Origin of the sequence: Desertimonas flava (assembly GCF_003426815.1) — a bacterium.
GTDB classification, from domain to species: Bacteria; Actinomycetota; Acidimicrobiia; order Acidimicrobiales; family Ilumatobacteraceae; genus Desertimonas; species Desertimonas flava.
Genome location: NZ_QKYK01000012.1, coordinates 94,999 through 111,416 on the forward strand (window position 1 = coordinate 94,999; position 16,418 = coordinate 111,416).

The window sequence follows — 16,418 nt, forward strand, 5'->3', positions numbered from 1 at the left end:
CTCAGCCACGGCGGGCCACCCGGCGTTGGAGCAGGTCGAGGGCGACGATGACGACGAGGGCGATGAACAGGAGCACCGACGCGACCGCAGCGGCCGCGGCCATGTTGCCGTTCTCGATGTAGGTGAGGATGCGCACCGACGTCACCTCGGTCCGCAGCGGCTTGTTGCCGGAGAGCAGCACGAGCGAGCCGTACTCGCTGATGGCCCGGGCGAACGACATCGCCGCACCGGCGCTGATCGCCGGCACGAGGCTGGGCAGGATGATGCGCCGGAACACCGTGAAGCGGCTCGCACCGAGCGACGCTGCCGCCTCCTCGGCGTCGGGGTCGAGCTCGGCGAGCACCGGCTGCACGGTCCGGACCACGAACGGCAGGGTGACGAACAGGAAGGCGAGGAAGATCGCCGGACGGGTGAACGCAACGTCGAGTCCCATCGGGCTCTTCGGCCCGTAGAGGGTGAGCAGCACGAGCCCGGCGACGATCGTCGGTAGGGCGAAGGGGATGTCGATGAGGATCTCCAGGGCCCGCTTGCCGAAGAAGTCGTCACGCACCAGCACCCACGCGATCAGCGTCCCCATGACGACGTTGACGAGGGTGACGAGGAACGCCTGCATCAGCGTCATCCGGATCGCCGCCGCCGTCTGGACGTTGGTGATCGTGTTCCAGAACTCCGACCAGCCACCCGCCGACGCCTCGACCACGACGGCACAGAGCGGGATGAGCACGAGGACGCTCAACCACAGCACCGCCACGCCGAGACCGAGACCCGACGCGGGCGTGAGCGTGGTCGACCGCCCGATCGCCCTGCGGGCGCGCGCCAGCGGGCGACGCTGGGGGGAAGCGTCGCCCGCGGCGGCAGCCGACTCGAAGTCGACCACGGTCATCTCGCTGCCTCCGCCGGCGAGGCCGGCTGCTGGCCACGTGTTCGCGTCACGTGCGGCCGGCCTCCTGCTGGATCAGCGTGATGATGCCGTCGTCCTCGTTGAAGTACTTAGCGCCGGCCTCGGACCATCCGCCGAAGTCGCCGTCGATCGTCAGCAGCGTCTCGGGCGCAGGGAAGGGGTTGTCGGGATCGTTGGCGCCCTCGATGCCGGTGACCTCGTCGTGCGGGAGGGTGCCGTCGATCGGGCGGAAACCGACGGTGGCGAAGGCGGCCTGGCCCTCGGGGCTGAGCACGAAGTTGAGGTAGGCCTGGGCGTGCGGGTCGGCGTCGATCAGCACGGCGGCCGGATTCTCGATGAGCAGCGTCGTCGACGGCACGACGTAGTCGATCTCGGCGCCGTTCTGGCGGGCGAGGATGGCCTCGTTCTCGTAGGAGATGAGCACGTCACCCGTGCCCTCGAGGAACGCCGTCGTCGCTTCGCGACCGCTGCCGGGCAGGGCCACGACGTTGGCGAAGAAGTCGGCGAAGTACGCGGCCGCGTCCTCCTCGGTGCCGCCGTTGGCGGTCACCGCGCCCCACCCGGCGAGGATGTTCCAGCGCGCCGCTCCCGACGAGCCGGGGTTGGGCGTGACGATCTCGATGCCCTCGCCGATGAGGTCGTCCCAGCCCTCGATGCCCTCGGGGTTCCCGGGGCGGACGACGAGCACGACGACCGAGTCGGTGGCGATGCCGTGGTTGGGCCCGTCGTCCCAGGTCTCCGCCACGAGGCCGGCGTCGACGAGCCGCGTGACGTCGCCGGACTGCGAGAAGTGGACGTAGTCGGCGGCCTTGCCGTCGGCCACGGCGCGGCTCTGGTCGCCCGAGGCTCCGTACGACGTGAGCCACTCGACGCCCGCGCCCTCGGGGGTCTCGGCGAAGGCGGCCTGGGCGGCCTCGTTACCCGCCTCGGGGACGGCGAAGCCGACGAGGTCGAGCGTGACGGGCTCGCCGGACTCGGCCGCCACCTCGTCAGCCGTGTTCGGCGGGTACGTCGCCTCGACGGACTCGGTGCCGGATGCGCCGTCGGTGGTCTCGGGCTCGGTCGACGCCAGGGCCGGAGCGGCGAGCGAGGCGCCGACGGCGGCAATCGCCGCGGCGACGACCAGCGGGGTGCGGGTAATTCTGACCACGACGGTCGAGATTAGCGACCGCCATGTTCATTGTCGACTTTCCCGATCAGATTTCTCGGTCGGGGAACGCGCGCGGTAACAGATGGTGCCAGGCACCATCTGTTACCGACGTCAGGCCAGCGTGCCGACGTTGTTCAGCTCGGCGAAGGCGAGCTCGAGACGCTTGACGAAGCTCTCCTCCCCCGCCCGCAGCCAGACCCGAGGGTCGTAGATCTTCTTGTTCGGCTTGTCCTCGCCCTCGGGGTTGCCGATCTGGCCCTGGAGGTAGTCGTGCTTCTCGGCCTCGAAGGCCCGGATTCCGTCCCACAGGGCCCACTGGAGGTCGGTGTCGATGTTCATCTTCACCACGCCGTAGCTGAGCGCCTCGGCGATCTCGGCGGCGCTGGAGCCGGAGCCGCCGTGGAACACGAAGTCGACCGGCTTGTCGCCGACGCCGGGGTGCTTGGCGGCGATGTACTTCTGGCTGTCGCCGAGGATCGACGGCGTGAGCTTGACGTTGCCCGGCTTGTACACGCCGTGCACGTTGCCGAACGCTGCAGCGATGGTGAACCGGTCGCTGATCGCACTCAGCTCGGTGTAGGCGTAGTCGACCTCTTCGGGCTTCGAGTACAGGTCGCTCTGGTCACGATGGCTGTTGTCGACGCCGTCCTCTTCACCGCCGGTGATGCCCAGCTCGATCTCGAGCGTCATGCCCAGCTTCTCCATGCGTTGCAGGTAGCGCTTGGAGATCTCGACGTTCTCCTCGAGCGACTCCTCGGACAGGTCGAGCATGTGCGACGAGAACAGCGGACGGCCATGCTCGGCGAAGTACTCCTCGCCGGCGTCGAGCAGGCCGTCGATCCAGCCGAGCTTGTCCTTCGAGCAGTGGTCGGTGTGGAGGATAACACGGGCGCCGTACGCCGCAGCCAGGGCGTTCACGTGGGCGGCACCGGCGATGGCGCCGACGATGGACGCCTGATCGCCCTTCACGCCGTTGACGGCGAGCCCCTTGCCGCCGACGAACTGGGCCCCGGTGTACGAGAACTGGATGATCACCGGCGAGTTGATCTTCGCCGCCGTCTCCATCACCCCGTTCATCGTGTTGGAGCCCGTGCAGTTGGCCGCCGGGAGGGCGAACTGGTTGGCCTTGGCGAGGGCGAAGATGTCCTTGACGTCACCCCCGGTGACGACGCCGGGAGCAAAGTCGTTGCGAACTGCGGTCATGCCCCCGATCCTACAAACCCGATTCTCAGGCGTCATTCGTCGCGATTTCGCGACGAATGCGGTACAGGAATCGTCGGGGATCGCGAGTGGCGGTGATCAGCCCTTGGCGGCCGGCGGGAGGACGCGGATGCCGAGCTGATCGAGCTGGGCGGCGGCCACCGGGAGCGGCGAGTTCGTCATCGGATCGGCGCCCGACTGCGTCTTCGGGTAGGCGATGACCTCGCGGATGTTCTCCTCGCCGGCAAGGATGGCCACCAGGCGGTCGAGGCCGAAGGCGAAGCCGCCGTGGGGCGGGGCGCCGTAGTCGAACGGGTTGAGGAAGAACCCGAACTTGCGGTTCGCCTCCTCCTCGCTGATGCCGAGGACGGAGAAGATGCGGCGCTGCAGGTCGCTCTGATGGATCCGGATCGACCCCGAACCGAGCTCCCACCCGTTGAGCACGAGGTCGTAGGCCTGTGAGCGCACGCTCATCGGGTCGGTCTCGAGCTGGTCGAGGTCGTCGGGGTGCGGCTGCGTGAACGGATGGTGCCCGGGCTTCGGCGCGCCGGTCTCGGCGTCGCGGCCGACGAACATCGGGAAGTCGACGACCCACACGTAGCGGTACGGGCCCTCGTGCACCGGCGGCCGGCCGAGGTCGTTGCGCAGCTGGCCGAGCACCTCGCACGTGGTCTCCCACTCGTCGGCGACGACGAGCACGAGGTCGCCCTCGACGACGCCGAGGCGCGTGGCGACCGCCTCCACCTCGGACGCCGAGAGAAACTTGGCGACGGGCGATTCGAAGGCGATCTGCAGGTCGTCGCCGGCCACCGCCTTGAGCCACACGAGGCCCTTGGCCCCGAGCGACTTGGCCCGGTCGGTGAGCTTGTCGAGCTGGTTGCGGCCGTAGTCGGCAGCGACGCCCGGCACGCAGATCCCTTTGATGCTGGGCGCGGTTGCAAAGGCCTTGAACTCGGTGGCGGCGAAGGCGTCGGTCAGCTCGGTGAGCTCGATGCCGAAGCGCAGGTCGGGCTTGTCGACGCCGAAGCGGTTCATCGCGTCGTGCCACGTCATCCGCTCGATCTCGGGCGGGCGCTCCCCCGTCGCCGCCTCGGCGGCGGCGAGGACGGCCTCGGAGATGGCGCCGAGCACGTCGTCCTGGTTGACGAAGCTCATCTCGGCGTCGAGCTGCATGAACTCGTACTGGCGGTCGGCGCGCAGGTCCTCGTCGCGCAGGCAGCGGGCGATCTGGTAGTAGCGGTCGACGCCGGCAACCATCAGCAGCTGCTTGAAGAGCTGCGGTGACTGCGGGAGGGCGTAGAACGAGCCCGGCTCCTTGCGCGACGGCACGAGGAACTCGCGAGCCCCCTCGGGCGTGGACGGCACCAGCATCGGGGTCTCGACTTCGACGAACCCCTGGGCCTCCATCGACGCGCGCACGGCCGAGTTGATGGCCGCGCGGACGCGCAGGTTCTTCTGCATGCGCTCGCGGCGCAGGTCGAGGTACCGGTACTGCAGCCGGATGTTCTCGTCCACCTCGTCGGCACGGGCGTCGATGGGGAACGGCGGCGGCGCCGCCGTGCGCAGGATCTCGACCTGGCACTCACCCAGCTCGATCTCGCCGGTGGGCAGGTTGGGGTTGACGGTGCCTTCGGGGCGTTCGCGCACGATGCCCGTGATCCGCACGACGTACTCGCTGCGCACGTCGACCGAGTTGTCAACCACGCACTGGACGACGCCGGCGTGGTCGCGGACGTCGACGAACGCCAGGTGCTCGCCGTGCTCCCGGCGGCGGGCGACCCAGCCGCACACCGACACGGTCGATCCGATGTGCTCGCGGCGCAGTTCGCCGCACATGTGGGTTCGCATACTCGTAGCAGGCACGGTCAACCAGGCTACGAGCCGCACCCGGCACTTCCGATGCCGATACCCGGCACCTCAGCCAGACCCACCCGAGTGTTCAACCGCACCCGAGTGTGGGAGGCCCCACTGGTGGGCGCTCCACACTCGGATCGGTCAGCAGCCGCTGTTGTACTGGGCGGTTACGTGCCAACCCCGCTCGCCGTCGCGTTCGACGACGATCAGCGTGGCCATCATCGACGCGTCATAGTCGGGCGAGTACGTGTACACGTACCGGTCGGCCGTTTCGGCGTACTCGACGTAGCCGCTGTCCATCAGACCCTGGAAGTTCGAGGAGCCGGAATCGAGGTACGCCCACAGCGCCTCAGCCGGCGTCGCCGCCCAGGACGTTCCCACCAGCGTGCCACCCACGCGGCCGACAGCGGTGTCGCAGGGAATGACGTCGTCGAGCACCGGCGCGGCCACCGGGTCGCCGGTCGCCACGATGAGCGGGCCGAGGTCGCCGCGGCCGCGGCTGAGTTCGCCCATGGGGTCGGGCCAGAACAGACCGTGTATCCACCGCAAGCCGTCCGGCGCGCCGATGGACACCTGGACCACGTCACACGGGACCGCGGCGTCGCCCTCGCCGCCGGGCCTCCTCGAGACGACGACATCGGGTGCCGTCTCCGGGGCCGACGACAGCGTGTCCACCGACGGCGTGTCGCCAGGACCAGTCAGCGTCTCGCGGCTCAGCTCGACGGACTGGCCCGTTCCGCCAACCTGAACATACGGTTCTCCGGGGAGGCCGGCGTAAGAGTCGGCCCAGGTACCAGCGAGGTCGTAGAGCACCTTGGGGTCGGCGGGCCAGCGGATCTCGACGGTGCCGACGTCGCCGTTCCAGTAGCCGACCAGCTGACCGGCAGCCGGCGCTCGTTGGCCGGGCGCGGCGCCGGGCGTCATCTCGCCCGCACCGGCCACGGTCACGTCGACTGGTAGCTCCGTCCCGCAGGTCACCGGCTCGGTGTCCGCGACGACGGTGGTGGGCGCCGGGCCGGGTGCGGAGGCCTGACGGATCGACACCTCGGACTCCGACGTCGCAGGATCGTCTAGTGGTGTGGTCGAGGCAGGCGACGAGCCGCCGCCGGGGGCGTCGGCGTCACGACCACCGAGCAGCGCGACGGCGCCGACGCCAGCGACGGCCACTACGCCGGCGGCGGCCGCCGCGAACCAGCGTGGATCGATCACCGACGAAGCGCTCGACGCGGGCGCAGTGAGCGGCCACGACGACGGGTGAGGGCTGGCGGCGCCGATGTTGCCAAGGGCCGCCCGGACGATGTCGTCGAACTCGATGGTGTCGGGTGTGCTCACTGCAGTGCCTTTCGGAGATGGATCCGCGCCCGGACGAGCTGACGGTGGACGGTGCCGAGCGACACGCCGAGTTCGGCGGCGATGTCTCGCTCGGACAGGTCGGACCAGTACGCGAGGTAGACGACGGCCCGCTGGGCCACGCTGAGTTCGGCGACCGCCCGTTGCACATCGATGTCGGGATGATCGCCCGGAGGGTGTCCGGGGCCAGCGCCTTGAGCTCGCGGGCGGCGCGCCGTCGCTGGGCGCGTCGGCGCCCGGCGGCGCCGTTGTAGACGGACCGGAACAGGTAGGCCCGCCGGTTGCCGATGCCACCGGCGAGTATCGCTTCGGACGCCCGGAGAAATGCGTCGACGACCACGTCGTGAGCGTCGGCCGGCCCAACCAGCACGGTCGCGAACCGCATCAGCTCCGTGTTGTGGGCACACCAGAGCGCCTCAGCCGTCACCGGCTGCTCGTCGGGGACCCCTTCGGGTCGTGGCACCCCCTCCGCGTTCATCTCGCGCATGCGACCGTATGACTCCGCCGCACCCCCATCCGCGTGACACCCGAACTTCTTGTACTGGTTGTGGCCCGCCTACGGGACGAAACCAGTACAGGAACTCGAGGGCGGTCAGGACTGCAGCGCGGCGGCGAGGTCGGCGCGCGCGACGACGGACTGGTCGCCGCCGTCGCGCATCGGCCGCACGACCGCCGTCCCGGCAGCCAGTTCGTCGCTGCCGACGATGACGGCGAAGCGGGCGCCGCTGCGGTCGGCCGCCTTCATCTGCGACTTCATGCTCCGGTTGTCGAAGGCCCGGTCGACACGGAGGCCTGCAGCGCGCAGCTCCTCGCTGATCGCCAGAGCTTCGAGACCACCGGTGGTGTCGACCACGAACACGTCGAGCTCGAGCGGATCGGCGGGGAACACGCCCTCGTCGTCGCAGGCGATCAGCGTGCGATCGACGCCGATGGCGAAACCGATACCCGGCGTGGCCGGCCCGCCGAGCGCCTCGACGAGGCCGTCGTAACGACCGCCGCCACCGAGGGCGTTCTGGGCGCTGTCGAGGGTGCCGCCGGCGAACTCGAACGTGGTGCGCACGTAGTAGTCGAGGCCGCGTACGAGGCGGGGCGACACGGTGTAGGGGATGCCGAGCCGGTCGAGGCCCGCCAACACGGACGCGAAGTGGGCGGCCGACTCCTCGCCGTAGAAGTCGGCGATCGTCGGCGCGCCTGCGATCACCGGGGCGTCCTCACGGCGCTTGGAGTCCAGCACGCGCAGCGGGTTGCGGGCGAGCGTCGCCCGGCTGTCCTCCGACAGGGCGTCGATGTTGGCCGTGAAGTAGTCGCGCAACGCATCGTTGAACGCCGCCCGCTCGGCGGGCTCGCCGAGCGAGTTGATCAGCAGCGTCACCTGCTGCAACCCGAGTTGCTGGAAGAAGCGCCAGCCGACGGCGACCACCTCGGCGTCGACGAAGGGATCGTCGCTGCCGAGGACCTCGAGGTCGATCTGGTCGAACTGGCGGTACCGGCCCCGCTGTGGCTTCTCGTACCGGAAGTTGGAACCGGCCAACCAGACCTTCCACGGCGTCACCGGCCGTTGCTGAGCGAACGAGCGGCACACGCCGGCGGTGAACTCGGGCCGCAGGGCGACGTCCCGTCCACCATTGTCGGTGAAGCGGTACATCTCCTTCTGCACGATGTCGGTCGCCTCTCCGACCCCCGCGAACACCCCAGCGTCCTCCATCAGGGGCGTCGCCAACGCGGCGTAGCCGGCGGCCGCGGCCACGTCGGCGAATGCCGCGACGAATCGGCGCCAGCGATCGGCGTCGGGCGGAAGGATGTCTCTCATCCCCGGGCTGGTCTGGAACTGCGGCACGGCCAGCAAGGCTACGGGTGCGCTCCGCCGGCTGTGGGTTCCGATTCCTCCCCGGCCCGTCCCACCGGCCTGAGACGAGCAGGGAATTTCCTCGCGCGCCCCGTCGGACCTCGCTACGTTGCCCAACCCCGACCCCGCTCCACGGGGCCCCGAACCCGCACTCCGAGGATCCCAGATGATCGATCTCCAGGCTCGCCGGCGTTGGCTCGTCGGCGCCTGCGCCCTGCTCGCCCCGACCGCCTTCGTCGCCGGCGTCGCCAACGGCCCGGCTGCGGCCGCCACGGCGGCGTCGCCGTGCTTCGATGTCGACCAGTTCCTCGGCGGGGCCGGACACGCCGGCTCCGGGATGGCCACGGCCGGCATCACGGGCAGCCCGACGCTGTTGTGGACGTCGCCGTCGAGCGGTCAGATGCCGGCGTCGCCGGCCATCGTGGACGGCATCGCGTACGTCGCCGACGGCCTGCTGGGCACCGGAGCGATCCGGGCGATCGACACGGCCACGGGCGCCGAATTGTGGAACGCTCCGCTGCCCGGCCAGCCGTTCGGGTCGACCGTCGCCGTGGTCGATGGGCTCGCCGTCGTGGGTGACATCGACGGCAACCTGACGGCCATCGACACCGCGACGCATGGCGAGGCGTGGACCGTGGCGCTCGCCACGACGATCTCGTCGTCGCCGGCCGTCGCCGACGGCGTCCTGGTGATCAACGCCGAGGACACCGTCTACGCGCTCGACCCGGTGACGGGGACGACGCTGTGGACGTTTGAGAACGGCGGGGACGGCGGCTACACGATCGAATCGTCGGCGGCCATCGTGGACGGCATCGTGTTCACCACCTCGATCGGTGGCGACGGCGGAACGTCGCTGTGGGCGCTCGACGCCGCGACCGGGGACGAGATCTGGTCCTACGAACCGTCGCAGGCGGGGCTGGGCACGCCGGCCTACCACGACGGGACCGTCTACGCCGGCGGCCCCGGCGGCCTCGTCGCCGTCGATGCCGAGACGGGCGAGGAGGTGTGGGCGAGCCCGGTCGGCGACGTGTTCTCGGCACCGGCGGTCGGCGACGATCTCATCATCGCCCACACCAACCGGGACCTCGTCGCCGTGGACGCGGCGACGGGTGACGAGGTCTGGCGTGCCGACACCGGTGGCTCGTGGTCGGCGCCGACGCTCGTCGACGACGTCGTGTACATCGGCAGCAACGGCATGGCGTTCCAGCAGAGCGTGCAGTTGCTCGACGCCGCCACGGGCGAGCAGATCGCCCGCATCGAAGGCTTCGGCTCCGTCAACAGCCCGGTGGTCGTCACCGGCGGAGCTGCCTACGCGGCGACGGCGAAGGGATTGATCGCCATCGGCGGGGCCGGCCCGTCGTCGTGCGCCGCAGCCGGCTGATCGAAACCGGCCGGACGGCTCAGCTGGCCGCCTGGACCGCCTTGGCGCCCTTACCGGGCACCAGGCGGTAGGCGTCATCTATGCGACCACATGCGTTGTAGCTAGCGACGAACTACCAGGATCCCGGCGAGCGCAACGGGGGTGACTATCCGCATGGAAGGGACACCACCATGACCATCATCGCGTGCGAACTCCGGCAGTACGCCCTCATCCAAGCGGCTGGCCTGATCGATCGCCTCGGGTTCGATCCCGTCGCCGTTGACGACTGGCCCGACCTGTGCGCCGCCGACAACGCCCTCGACCTCGCGTCGGCCTCGATCGCCGAGGCCGCCGAGTGGGACCCCTCATTGGTCGCCGAGGCGGCCGCAGGGCTGGACCGGCGCCGGCTCGTCGGTCACCTGCTGTGGGCGACGCGGATCATGGTCGAGCAATCCCTCCAGCCCGACGAGCGCCGCGCCGAACAGCTCGCCCGCCTTGCCTGCGTCGGGGTGCCGGCCCGTGCGCAGAGCTTCGCGCCGCGGCATGCACAGATGGCGCTCGACATCCTCGAGGCCGTGCACCCGACCGTGCCGTGGGGCGAGGTTGTGCCGATCGACGACGCTCGCGCCCGTCTCGTCCGGTTCGCCGAGCAGGCGTGCGCGTTGGCATGAGCGACCAGGCCACGGTCGCTACCGACCGTCTGCCCACGCTGTACCCGCTGGCGAGGGAGTACCTGCGGTCACGGCAAGCTCGCGGCGAGATCGACGAGCGCACCGCCAAAGACACGTACTGGCATCTGCTGCGACGGTTCGCCGAGTTCTTCGGGGCCCGCCGTCTCGACCAGCTGTCACCGCCGCTGATCGACCGCTGGGTCGAAACGCTCGGCCACTACGCGCCGGCATCGCGGCGGCAGTACATCTCAATGACGCGGGTGTTCTGCCAGTGGCTCGTGTCCACCGGCAAGATCCCGCGCGATCCGACGACGCACGTGCGGCCGGTGAAGGAGCCACGGCACTTCCCGAGGACACTCAACGAGGCCGAGGTCGGCCGACTGCTCGCAGCGTGTCCGAATCGGCGGGCTCGGGCGATCGTGTGGCTGATGGTCGGCTGCGGCCTACGTTGCGTCGAGGTCTCGCGACTGACGACGGCCGACTACGACGCCGAGCGGCGCCTACTGCACGTCACCGGAAAGGGCGGCCACGAGCGCCAGGTGCCCGTCCCCTGCCACGCCGCACGCGAGGTCGACGCCTACCTCCTCGACGTCGGCAAGACGCGTGGCCCGCTGATCCGCAACGAGCTCGACGGCCGATCACCGATCAATGCCAAGACGCTGTCGCACTACATGCGCCGATGGCTGCGGGCCGCCGGCGTCAAGCAAGCCGCGCTCGATGGTCGGTCGGCGCACACGTTGCGTCGGACCGCGGCGTCCGACGTGATGGAACGCTCCGGCGAGATCCGGATCGTGCAGGAGATGCTCGGCCACGCCCGACTCGAGACGACCGCGAAGTACTACCTGCGGGCAGTCCCGCTCGACAAGCTCCGCGAGGCGATGGAGGGCCGCGACTACGGCACCGCCACCGCGTCACCACCGGTCGACGAGGCGCCGGAAGGTGACGAGCTCGCCGCACGACGCAAACAGCGCGCCGGATGAACGATCCGGTCCGGTATTGACGCCATCAACTATGCGGTCTGCGCCCGCCTCACACCCACCGGTGCCCCACAGGCCTAGATGCCGATGAGGTACTTCGGGACGCCAACGGTCTCGTCGAAGTAGTTGGCGTGCGTCACCTTGACCGTCTCGAGTGAGTCCGACCCGATCAGCACGATCTCGATCTCTGGCCGATCCTTGTGCGTCTGCTCCATCAGGAAGTAGGCCGAGACGGCCTTGTCCGACTCTGCGAACTTCTGCTGGTGGACAAGCCTGTTCGAGCCGTGGTCAAACACCAACAAAAAATGGATGAGCTTCCCGGACATCATCACTGCCCTTCCATGCGTTGAATGTACCCGAATACCTCGGAGCGTAGAGCGTTGATCTCGTCCAGGATGTCATCAGGCACATCCTCATCGGATTCCTCGATCGCGTTCGCTCGCGACACCACTCGCAAGAGATCAAGAACCTCGCGCGGCCCGGCGCCGCTCTTCAGGTCCCCGAACCGCTGCCCGAATCGCTCGACGGCGATGGCCCACTCGTGCATCACGACCGTTCGAAGCTGCATCTCGATGGTTCGGCCGTCGTACGCGACGATCACGTGAACCCCGCGGTAGCCGGACGACCGAGGGGTGGCGACGTAGTCCACACTTCGGACATAGCCGGAGCGGCCCTCGAGGCGTCGCTGGAGAGCCCGGAGATCGCGAATCGTCGGCACTACCGCCCGGCACCCTCCGATGTCCTGCATCCTGGACAGCTTCATGCTCGGTTCCCGGAGCAGCTTGTCGAGGATCGTGTTGAGGCGCTTGAGTCGTTGCGAAACACGCACCGGGATGCCTTCGGCCTGCACGGACGAGCGCATTCCCATCGTGGCCTTTGTCAGCGGGTACTGGTGACACCGCCGGTAGTGCTCCACGATGTCGAACGACTCGGATACCTGCATGAGGTCCAGTTGACGATCGCCGAACTGGTACGAGCGCCAGATCTCGCCCGCCCGGTCGACCTGGCCCTTCGAGTACCGCAGATCAAGTCGAGCCATTGGCGTCACCGTACAGAACTGGGCTGACCGTCGAATGGGGGTTTCGCGGTGTCAAGACGGGCCCACCGTCGCCGCTACTCCTGCTCGGCGTTCGGAGCGTTCCGATGGGCAATGTAGGCCCCGCGGTTCGATGCCGGCGGCCACCACTGGAAGGTGAGAAGTTCGCGCCACCGACCTCGGTCTCGCCACTCCAGCCGCATGACACACGGCCCATCGCCTGGCTGCCACGCGCCTTCGCCGCTCTGACCGAACTCGGGCACCAGCTGCACGGCGGACCGGCCAGCAACGGCAAACGGCTTTGCAAGGTCGAGCCTGTCACCCGCCTCTGGTCGCAGGGTTGCTCGAGTGGTGAGCCACTCGAGCACGTTTCCGTCCACGACTGCCCGCAGATCCTCAACGGCAATGGACGGGGCGCCGGTGTTGGTCAGCACCAGGGGAAACCGGAGGCGAGCTTGCTTCGCCAGAAAGACGGATCCGTACCCATTGGGGGCGAAGGTCTTCAGTTTCCCGCGGCGCACGTAGATCCACCAGAACGAGGCCACCGTGAACACGAGCGCCAGCACGGGCACGAAGTGGCTCCAATGCGTCACCACCGCCAGAGCAGCCATGTCAGCGCAGCGTACGCGGCGCGGCCGATCGGACGTGACCTGAGGACCGTCGCGCCGGGACGATCGCTACGATCGGCCTGCAACCTGGGGAGGGAAAGATGAAGCAACGAGCCACCGCGGTCCACGCCTGTGGGGCAGGCTGAGGATCTCCGCCATGCTGAGGATCCCGCAGGCCGATATCGGAATGCGCAGTCAGGGCAATCGCTGGTTCCCGGGCAGCGCACGCGTCGAGTGTCCGTGTTGCGGGCGACTCGGCTCGATCACGTTTCCTCCCTACGACCCCGGTGTCGTCGTCCGGCAGCAATGCCCGAACACCGAGTGCCGGACAGCGTTTCACTTCCTGGTCATTGAGGGGGAGGGAAGCATTCGTCGCGGGGATTGGCGTGGAGAACTCTGGATGCATCCGCCAGCCCGCAAACAGCGACAGCCGAAGCCACTCGACACGATCGATGAGATCAACGCACACCTCCGTGAGGACTACGAGGAAGCGGTCGACCTCTTCAACCAGAGGTACTGGCGACCAAGCGCAGCGGCGGCGGGACGAGTCGTCGAAGGCATCGGACGTGACCGAACCGGTACCGACTCGATGCTCGGACGGCTCCGCACCGAACTCGTCGAACACGGCTTCACCGGGCTGGCAGCTGACGTTCTCGAAGCCATCAACAAGGCCCGCAACTCCGCTGCGCACTACGACACCAAGGCGAACGTCGGCGAGATGTACGCCGAGGCCATGCTCGACCTCGCTGAGTCGGTCATCGATCTCGCCTACCTCGCACCGCGGCGCATTTCGCTGCTCACGCACCTCATCAACGGTGGTACCGGGGCCGACACCGAGATCGCCGACATCGCCCGGCGGGCGGCAGAGATGCAGCGCGTGTACGACTCCGGCGGCATGACGGCGATGGTGCAGTGGCTCGCGCGCAAGCACCCCCAGAGCCCGGCACCAGAGGAATCCCATCCAGATGTCGAGTGACGATGCTCGCGGGCCGGAGCACTTCGACGGCGAGATGTTCAAACTCGAACTCGGCGTCATGCGAAACGACCTGGTCGAGGCGCTCACGAATCTCGACATCGCACGGCTGTGCTACCTCGCCATGTCGCCCGACGATCAAGTCGGACTGGACGCTCTCGATCCGATCAAGGACCTCGAGTACCGAGGGGCCGAGATCGCCAGGCGGGCGGAGCGGCTGCGTCTGCACATGTTCGGCAACGACCGGTGACGGGGGCACCCTCGCACCACGAGCTGGGGTCAGTATTCGTCTGAACCGTACTCGTCCACCTTGAAGACGGTCTTATCCACGCGCCGTTCGTGCTCCCAGGCGAGGTGACGAGCCCAGAGCCCGACGAGCACGACCGAGCCGCCGACCGCGACGGAGATCGCATGTGGCGCTCCCCAGTTAGCAGCGAGGCCCGTCAGCCCGAGCACAGCACCGACGATCGGAACCACGACGAGCGCCATCGACGTCTTCGCTATGCGCTTGGGAGCGCGAGCAGATTCCACGAATCCGCCGAGCATGAACACAGCTGAGAGTGTGACGATCGCTGACCAAAAGTCGGGGTCACCTTTGTCCATCCCAGTGATCGTTGCAGGTCGGCGAAGGAGCTAGAGAAGGGGGCCGCCGTACACCGTGGGCACGCCGTGGTTGTGGACGGCCCAGTGTGCGAGACTGACGGCGATCAGTGCGGCGTGGTCGCCACCGTCGGCGTGGCGGTCGATGCCCCAACGGTCACGACTGAACCTCGGCCGGGCCGCCGTGATCGCCTCAGCGAGCTGCTCGTCGTCCTGGTGGGCGATGCGGCCGTCGGTGATCGCTGCGGCGAGTTCACCGGCCGCAGTGTGGATGTCGGCGGTGCGGGCCTCGATCACGGTGACGCCGGCCCGCTCGAGCGCGGCGATGGTCCAGGCGAGCGGTCCGAGAGCGTCGACGACGACCGGTGCCGAGTCCCGGTTGGCGTACGTGGCGATGGTGTCGACGATCCAGGCGACGCCCGGCTCGTTGAAGAACACCTCGACCGCGACGAGGTCGGGTCTGCCCGCGGCCTCACCGGCCGCGGCGATGACGGCGTGGTCGCCGTTGGGGTCGGCGTCGATCGCGTACATCAGCTCGCCGGGATAGGCGATGTCGATCACCGGGGCGGCGGCCCAGGCGTCGACGTCGAGGAGCTGGAGCTCGGGTCGGTTGGTGTGCATGCAGAGGTACTCCTGTCGGAACTGGTGGGCCGTCATCGACTCGGCCTCGATCTGCAGGTAGGCGGTGGACAGGCCGTTGGGCTGATCGAGCGTCGGGATCGTCGTCGCCCACACGTCGGGGTCGTAGATGTCGGCGTCATCGGCGGCGGACCACTCGAACCAGGCCCGTGACCGGTCGCCCTCGGCGACGGCCCGGCGGCCGAGCTCGCGCTCAGCGTTGAGCAGCGTCGACGAGTCATCGCCGGCGTTCGACACGATGACGAGCTGGGCGCCGATGCAGCCGATCGCACCGTCGCGCTGCGCCTGCGTCGGCCGTGTCGAGCCGAGCAGCGCGACGGTGTGGGCGAGGGCCTCGTCGATGATCACGAGGTCGAACTTCGAGCCACGCGGCCCGGTGTCCGACGGCGTGAACACGCTGTACGCCGAGCCGTTTCGGAACCGCACCGACTCGTCACCACGCTGACGCACGACCCGGTCGACCTCGCTGCGCAGGTCGGACGACATGATCATGTCGACGTGCTCGAAGAACCGCTTGAGCGCGGCGGCGCGGTCCTGCGCCGTGAACCCGATGTACTGCGGCACGATCCGCTCGAGCCCGACGAGCGCGGCGACGTCAGGCAGATCCGGCAGCATCGCCTGCGTCGCGATGCGCACCGCGGCCCGCGTGGTCTTGCCGGTCTGACGGCCAACGAGAACTCCGACGATCTGCGCGGCGAGCCGCAGCCGCGACGCTCCCGGGTGCCGGGCCGACGGGTCACGCTCGACGAACTCGCCCGACACATCGGCGACGTACTGCTGCCACGGATGCAGCTCGAGGCCCATCGCGTCGGCGATCTGCGTCTCAGCGGTGCCGAGCGTGGGGCGCGTCGGATCCCGCGGTGTGCCGAACCGAGGTGGCACGAGCCGGGCCATCGTCGTATCGGTCATCGCGGCAGCGAACTCCTGGAGGCCGGCCGCTTCACGCGTGCGCCACGGCGACGCCGGTTGGCGTTGGCAACCCTCCACCCTCCGGATTCCTGGTTGCACGACAGGTGCGCCGGCAGCAGCCGGCAGCAGCCCGACCCCGCCACGTGGGTGTGCAGCCCGAGCGCCGGGACGTGATCGATCGACCGCGCCCCGACCTTGCCGCACAGGTGGCAGCGCGCCGGCGTGCGACGCAGCTGCTCGAGCGCCCGCACATAGGCCGGCTCACCGTACGGCGACCCACGGCGCGGCATCACCGCTCCCGGCCCGCCAGCACCTCGCCGACACACACACCCGAAGGACAGTGT

General features: G+C 69.0%; 18 protein-coding genes. 5 read left to right on the plus strand and 13 right to left on the minus strand.

Annotated elements, in window-relative coordinates; genetic code table 11:
* Position 1 precedes the first annotated feature (1 nt).
* The 7 genes from cysT to hisS all read right to left on the minus strand — a co-directional run bounded on the left by cysT (position 2) and on the right by hisS (position 8,292).
* Positions 2–883 carry a sulfate ABC transporter permease subunit CysT gene (gene cysT, locus DN771_RS15360; protein ID WP_116998423.1) on the minus strand — a complete coding sequence of 294 codons (882 nt, stop codon included), beginning with the start codon at positions 881–883 and terminating at the stop codon, positions 2–4.
* Positions 884–929: 46 nt separating this feature from the next.
* Positions 930–2,051: a sulfate ABC transporter substrate-binding protein gene (locus DN771_RS15365; protein WP_205528612.1), complete on the minus strand. Its 1,122-nt coding sequence runs from the start codon at positions 2,049–2,051 to the stop codon at positions 930–932.
* A gap of 111 nt (positions 2,052–2,162) precedes the next feature.
* On the minus strand, positions 2,163–3,254 hold the full coding sequence (fbaA, locus tag DN771_RS15370; RefSeq protein ID WP_116998424.1) for a class II fructose-bisphosphate aldolase: 1,092 nt from the start codon (positions 3,252–3,254) through the stop codon (positions 2,163–2,165).
* Between the two features lie 96 nt (positions 3,255–3,350).
* Positions 3,351–5,099 (minus strand): aspartate--tRNA ligase, encoded by a 1,749-nt coding sequence (aspS, locus tag DN771_RS15375; RefSeq protein ID WP_116998425.1) that lies wholly within the window; start codon positions 5,097–5,099, stop codon positions 3,351–3,353.
* 147 nt (positions 5,100–5,246) lie between these two features.
* The gene (locus DN771_RS15380; protein WP_116998426.1) at positions 5,247–6,437 is read right to left on the minus strand and encodes a hypothetical protein; all 1,191 of its coding nucleotides are present in this window, start codon (positions 6,435–6,437) and stop codon (positions 5,247–5,249) included.
* Entirely contained in the window at positions 6,434–6,604 is a 171-nt protein-coding gene (locus DN771_RS29565) for an RNA polymerase sigma factor (RefSeq protein WP_162941994.1), read from the minus strand. The genes DN771_RS15380 and DN771_RS29565 overlap by 4 nt, the downstream gene beginning before the upstream one ends.
* A 443-nt stretch (positions 6,605–7,047) precedes the next feature.
* Positions 7,048–8,292 carry a histidine--tRNA ligase gene (gene hisS, locus DN771_RS15390; RefSeq protein WP_162941995.1) on the minus strand — a complete coding sequence of 415 codons (1,245 nt, stop codon included), beginning with the start codon at positions 8,290–8,292 and terminating at the stop codon, positions 7,048–7,050.
* A gap of 175 nt (positions 8,293–8,467) precedes the next feature.
* On the opposite strand from hisS, the gene DN771_RS15395 reads away from it, so the two are divergent.
* The 3 genes from DN771_RS15395 to DN771_RS15405 all read left to right on the plus strand — a co-directional run bounded on the left by DN771_RS15395 (position 8,468) and on the right by DN771_RS15405 (position 11,312).
* Positions 8,468–9,682, plus strand: coding sequence for an outer membrane protein assembly factor BamB family protein (locus DN771_RS15395; protein ID WP_116998429.1), 1,215 nt, complete (start codon positions 8,468–8,470; stop codon positions 9,680–9,682).
* 170 nt (positions 9,683–9,852) lie between these two features.
* Positions 9,853–10,332, plus strand: a complete 480-nt coding sequence (locus DN771_RS15400) for a hypothetical protein (protein ID WP_116998430.1) — start codon at positions 9,853–9,855, stop codon at positions 10,330–10,332.
* Positions 10,329–11,312 (plus strand): tyrosine-type recombinase/integrase, encoded by a 984-nt coding sequence (locus DN771_RS15405; RefSeq protein WP_116998431.1) that lies wholly within the window; start codon positions 10,329–10,331, stop codon positions 11,310–11,312. Before DN771_RS15400 ends, DN771_RS15405 begins: the two co-directional genes overlap by 4 nt.
* A gap of 74 nt (positions 11,313–11,386) precedes the next feature.
* Here DN771_RS15405 and DN771_RS15410 read toward each other — a convergent pair whose 3' ends face one another.
* The 3 genes from DN771_RS15410 to DN771_RS15420 all read right to left on the minus strand — a co-directional run bounded on the left by DN771_RS15410 (position 11,387) and on the right by DN771_RS15420 (position 12,956).
* Positions 11,387–11,605 carry a hypothetical protein gene (locus DN771_RS15410; RefSeq protein ID WP_205528613.1) on the minus strand — a complete coding sequence of 73 codons (219 nt, stop codon included), beginning with the start codon at positions 11,603–11,605 and terminating at the stop codon, positions 11,387–11,389.
* 32 nt (positions 11,606–11,637) lie between these two features.
* Positions 11,638–12,348, minus strand: coding sequence for a RelA/SpoT domain-containing protein (locus DN771_RS15415; protein ID WP_116998432.1), 711 nt, complete (start codon positions 12,346–12,348; stop codon positions 11,638–11,640).
* Positions 12,349–12,422: 74 nt separating this feature from the next.
* Entirely contained in the window at positions 12,423–12,956 is a 534-nt protein-coding gene (locus DN771_RS15420) for a hypothetical protein (protein WP_116998433.1), read from the minus strand.
* A gap of 397 nt (positions 12,957–13,353) precedes the next feature.
* Between DN771_RS15420 and DN771_RS15425 the strand changes: the two genes are divergently transcribed.
* Both DN771_RS15425 and DN771_RS15430 read left to right on the plus strand, forming a co-directional pair.
* A complete protein-coding gene (locus DN771_RS15425) occupies positions 13,354–13,929 on the plus strand; it encodes a hypothetical protein (RefSeq protein WP_116998434.1) in 576 nt (191 codons plus the stop codon).
* On the plus strand, positions 13,919–14,176 hold the full coding sequence (locus DN771_RS15430; RefSeq protein WP_116998435.1) for a hypothetical protein: 258 nt from the start codon (positions 13,919–13,921) through the stop codon (positions 14,174–14,176). Before DN771_RS15425 ends, DN771_RS15430 begins: the two co-directional genes overlap by 11 nt.
* Positions 14,177–14,205: 29 nt before the next feature.
* On the opposite strand, the gene DN771_RS15435 is transcribed toward DN771_RS15430, so the two are convergent.
* The 3 genes from DN771_RS15435 to DN771_RS29570 are packed head-to-tail and all read right to left on the minus strand — an operon-like array spanning position 14,206 to position 16,364.
* A complete protein-coding gene (locus DN771_RS15435; protein ID WP_116998436.1) occupies positions 14,206–14,529 on the minus strand; it encodes a hypothetical protein in 324 nt (107 codons plus the stop codon).
* A gap of 30 nt (positions 14,530–14,559) precedes the next feature.
* Positions 14,560–16,074 (minus strand): hypothetical protein, encoded by a 1,515-nt coding sequence (locus DN771_RS15440; protein WP_162941997.1) that lies wholly within the window; start codon positions 16,072–16,074, stop codon positions 14,560–14,562.
* A complete protein-coding gene (locus DN771_RS29570) occupies positions 16,071–16,364 on the minus strand; it encodes a hypothetical protein (protein WP_162941998.1) in 294 nt (97 codons plus the stop codon). The genes DN771_RS15440 and DN771_RS29570 overlap by 4 nt, the downstream gene beginning before the upstream one ends.
* Positions 16,365–16,418: the final 54 nt, after the last annotated feature.

Bases quoted from the DNA above. Each gene is read 5' to 3' on its own strand.
- cysT (WP_116998423.1), bottom strand. From the start codon at position 883: ATGACCGTGGTCGACTTCGAGTCGGCTGCCGCCGCGGGCGACGCTTCC.
- DN771_RS15425 (WP_116998434.1), top strand. From the start codon at position 13,354: ATGCATCCGCCAGCCCGCAAACAGCGACAGCCGAAGCCACTCGACACG.
- DN771_RS15400 (WP_116998430.1), top strand. From the start codon at position 9,853: ATGACCATCATCGCGTGCGAACTCCGGCAGTACGCCCTCATCCAAGCG.
- DN771_RS15395 (WP_116998429.1), top strand. From the start codon at position 8,468: ATGATCGATCTCCAGGCTCGCCGGCGTTGGCTCGTCGGCGCCTGCGCC.
- DN771_RS29570 (WP_162941998.1), bottom strand. From the start codon at position 16,364: ATGCCGCGCCGTGGGTCGCCGTACGGTGAGCCGGCCTATGTGCGGGCG.
- aspS (WP_116998425.1), bottom strand. From the start codon at position 5,099: ATGCGAACCCACATGTGCGGCGAACTGCGCCGCGAGCACATCGGATCG.
- DN771_RS15440 (WP_162941997.1), bottom strand. From the start codon at position 16,074: ATGACCGATACGACGATGGCCCGGCTCGTGCCACCTCGGTTCGGCACA.
- DN771_RS15420 (WP_116998433.1), bottom strand. From the start codon at position 12,956: ATGGCTGCTCTGGCGGTGGTGACGCATTGGAGCCACTTCGTGCCCGTG.
- DN771_RS15405 (WP_116998431.1), top strand. From the start codon at position 10,329: ATGAGCGACCAGGCCACGGTCGCTACCGACCGTCTGCCCACGCTGTAC.
- DN771_RS15435 (WP_116998436.1), bottom strand. From the start codon at position 14,529: ATGGACAAAGGTGACCCCGACTTTTGGTCAGCGATCGTCACACTCTCA.
- DN771_RS15430 (WP_116998435.1), top strand. From the start codon at position 13,919: ATGTCGAGTGACGATGCTCGCGGGCCGGAGCACTTCGACGGCGAGATG.
- DN771_RS15415 (WP_116998432.1), bottom strand. From the start codon at position 12,348: ATGGCTCGACTTGATCTGCGGTACTCGAAGGGCCAGGTCGACCGGGCG.
- fbaA (WP_116998424.1), bottom strand. From the start codon at position 3,254: ATGACCGCAGTTCGCAACGACTTTGCTCCCGGCGTCGTCACCGGGGGT.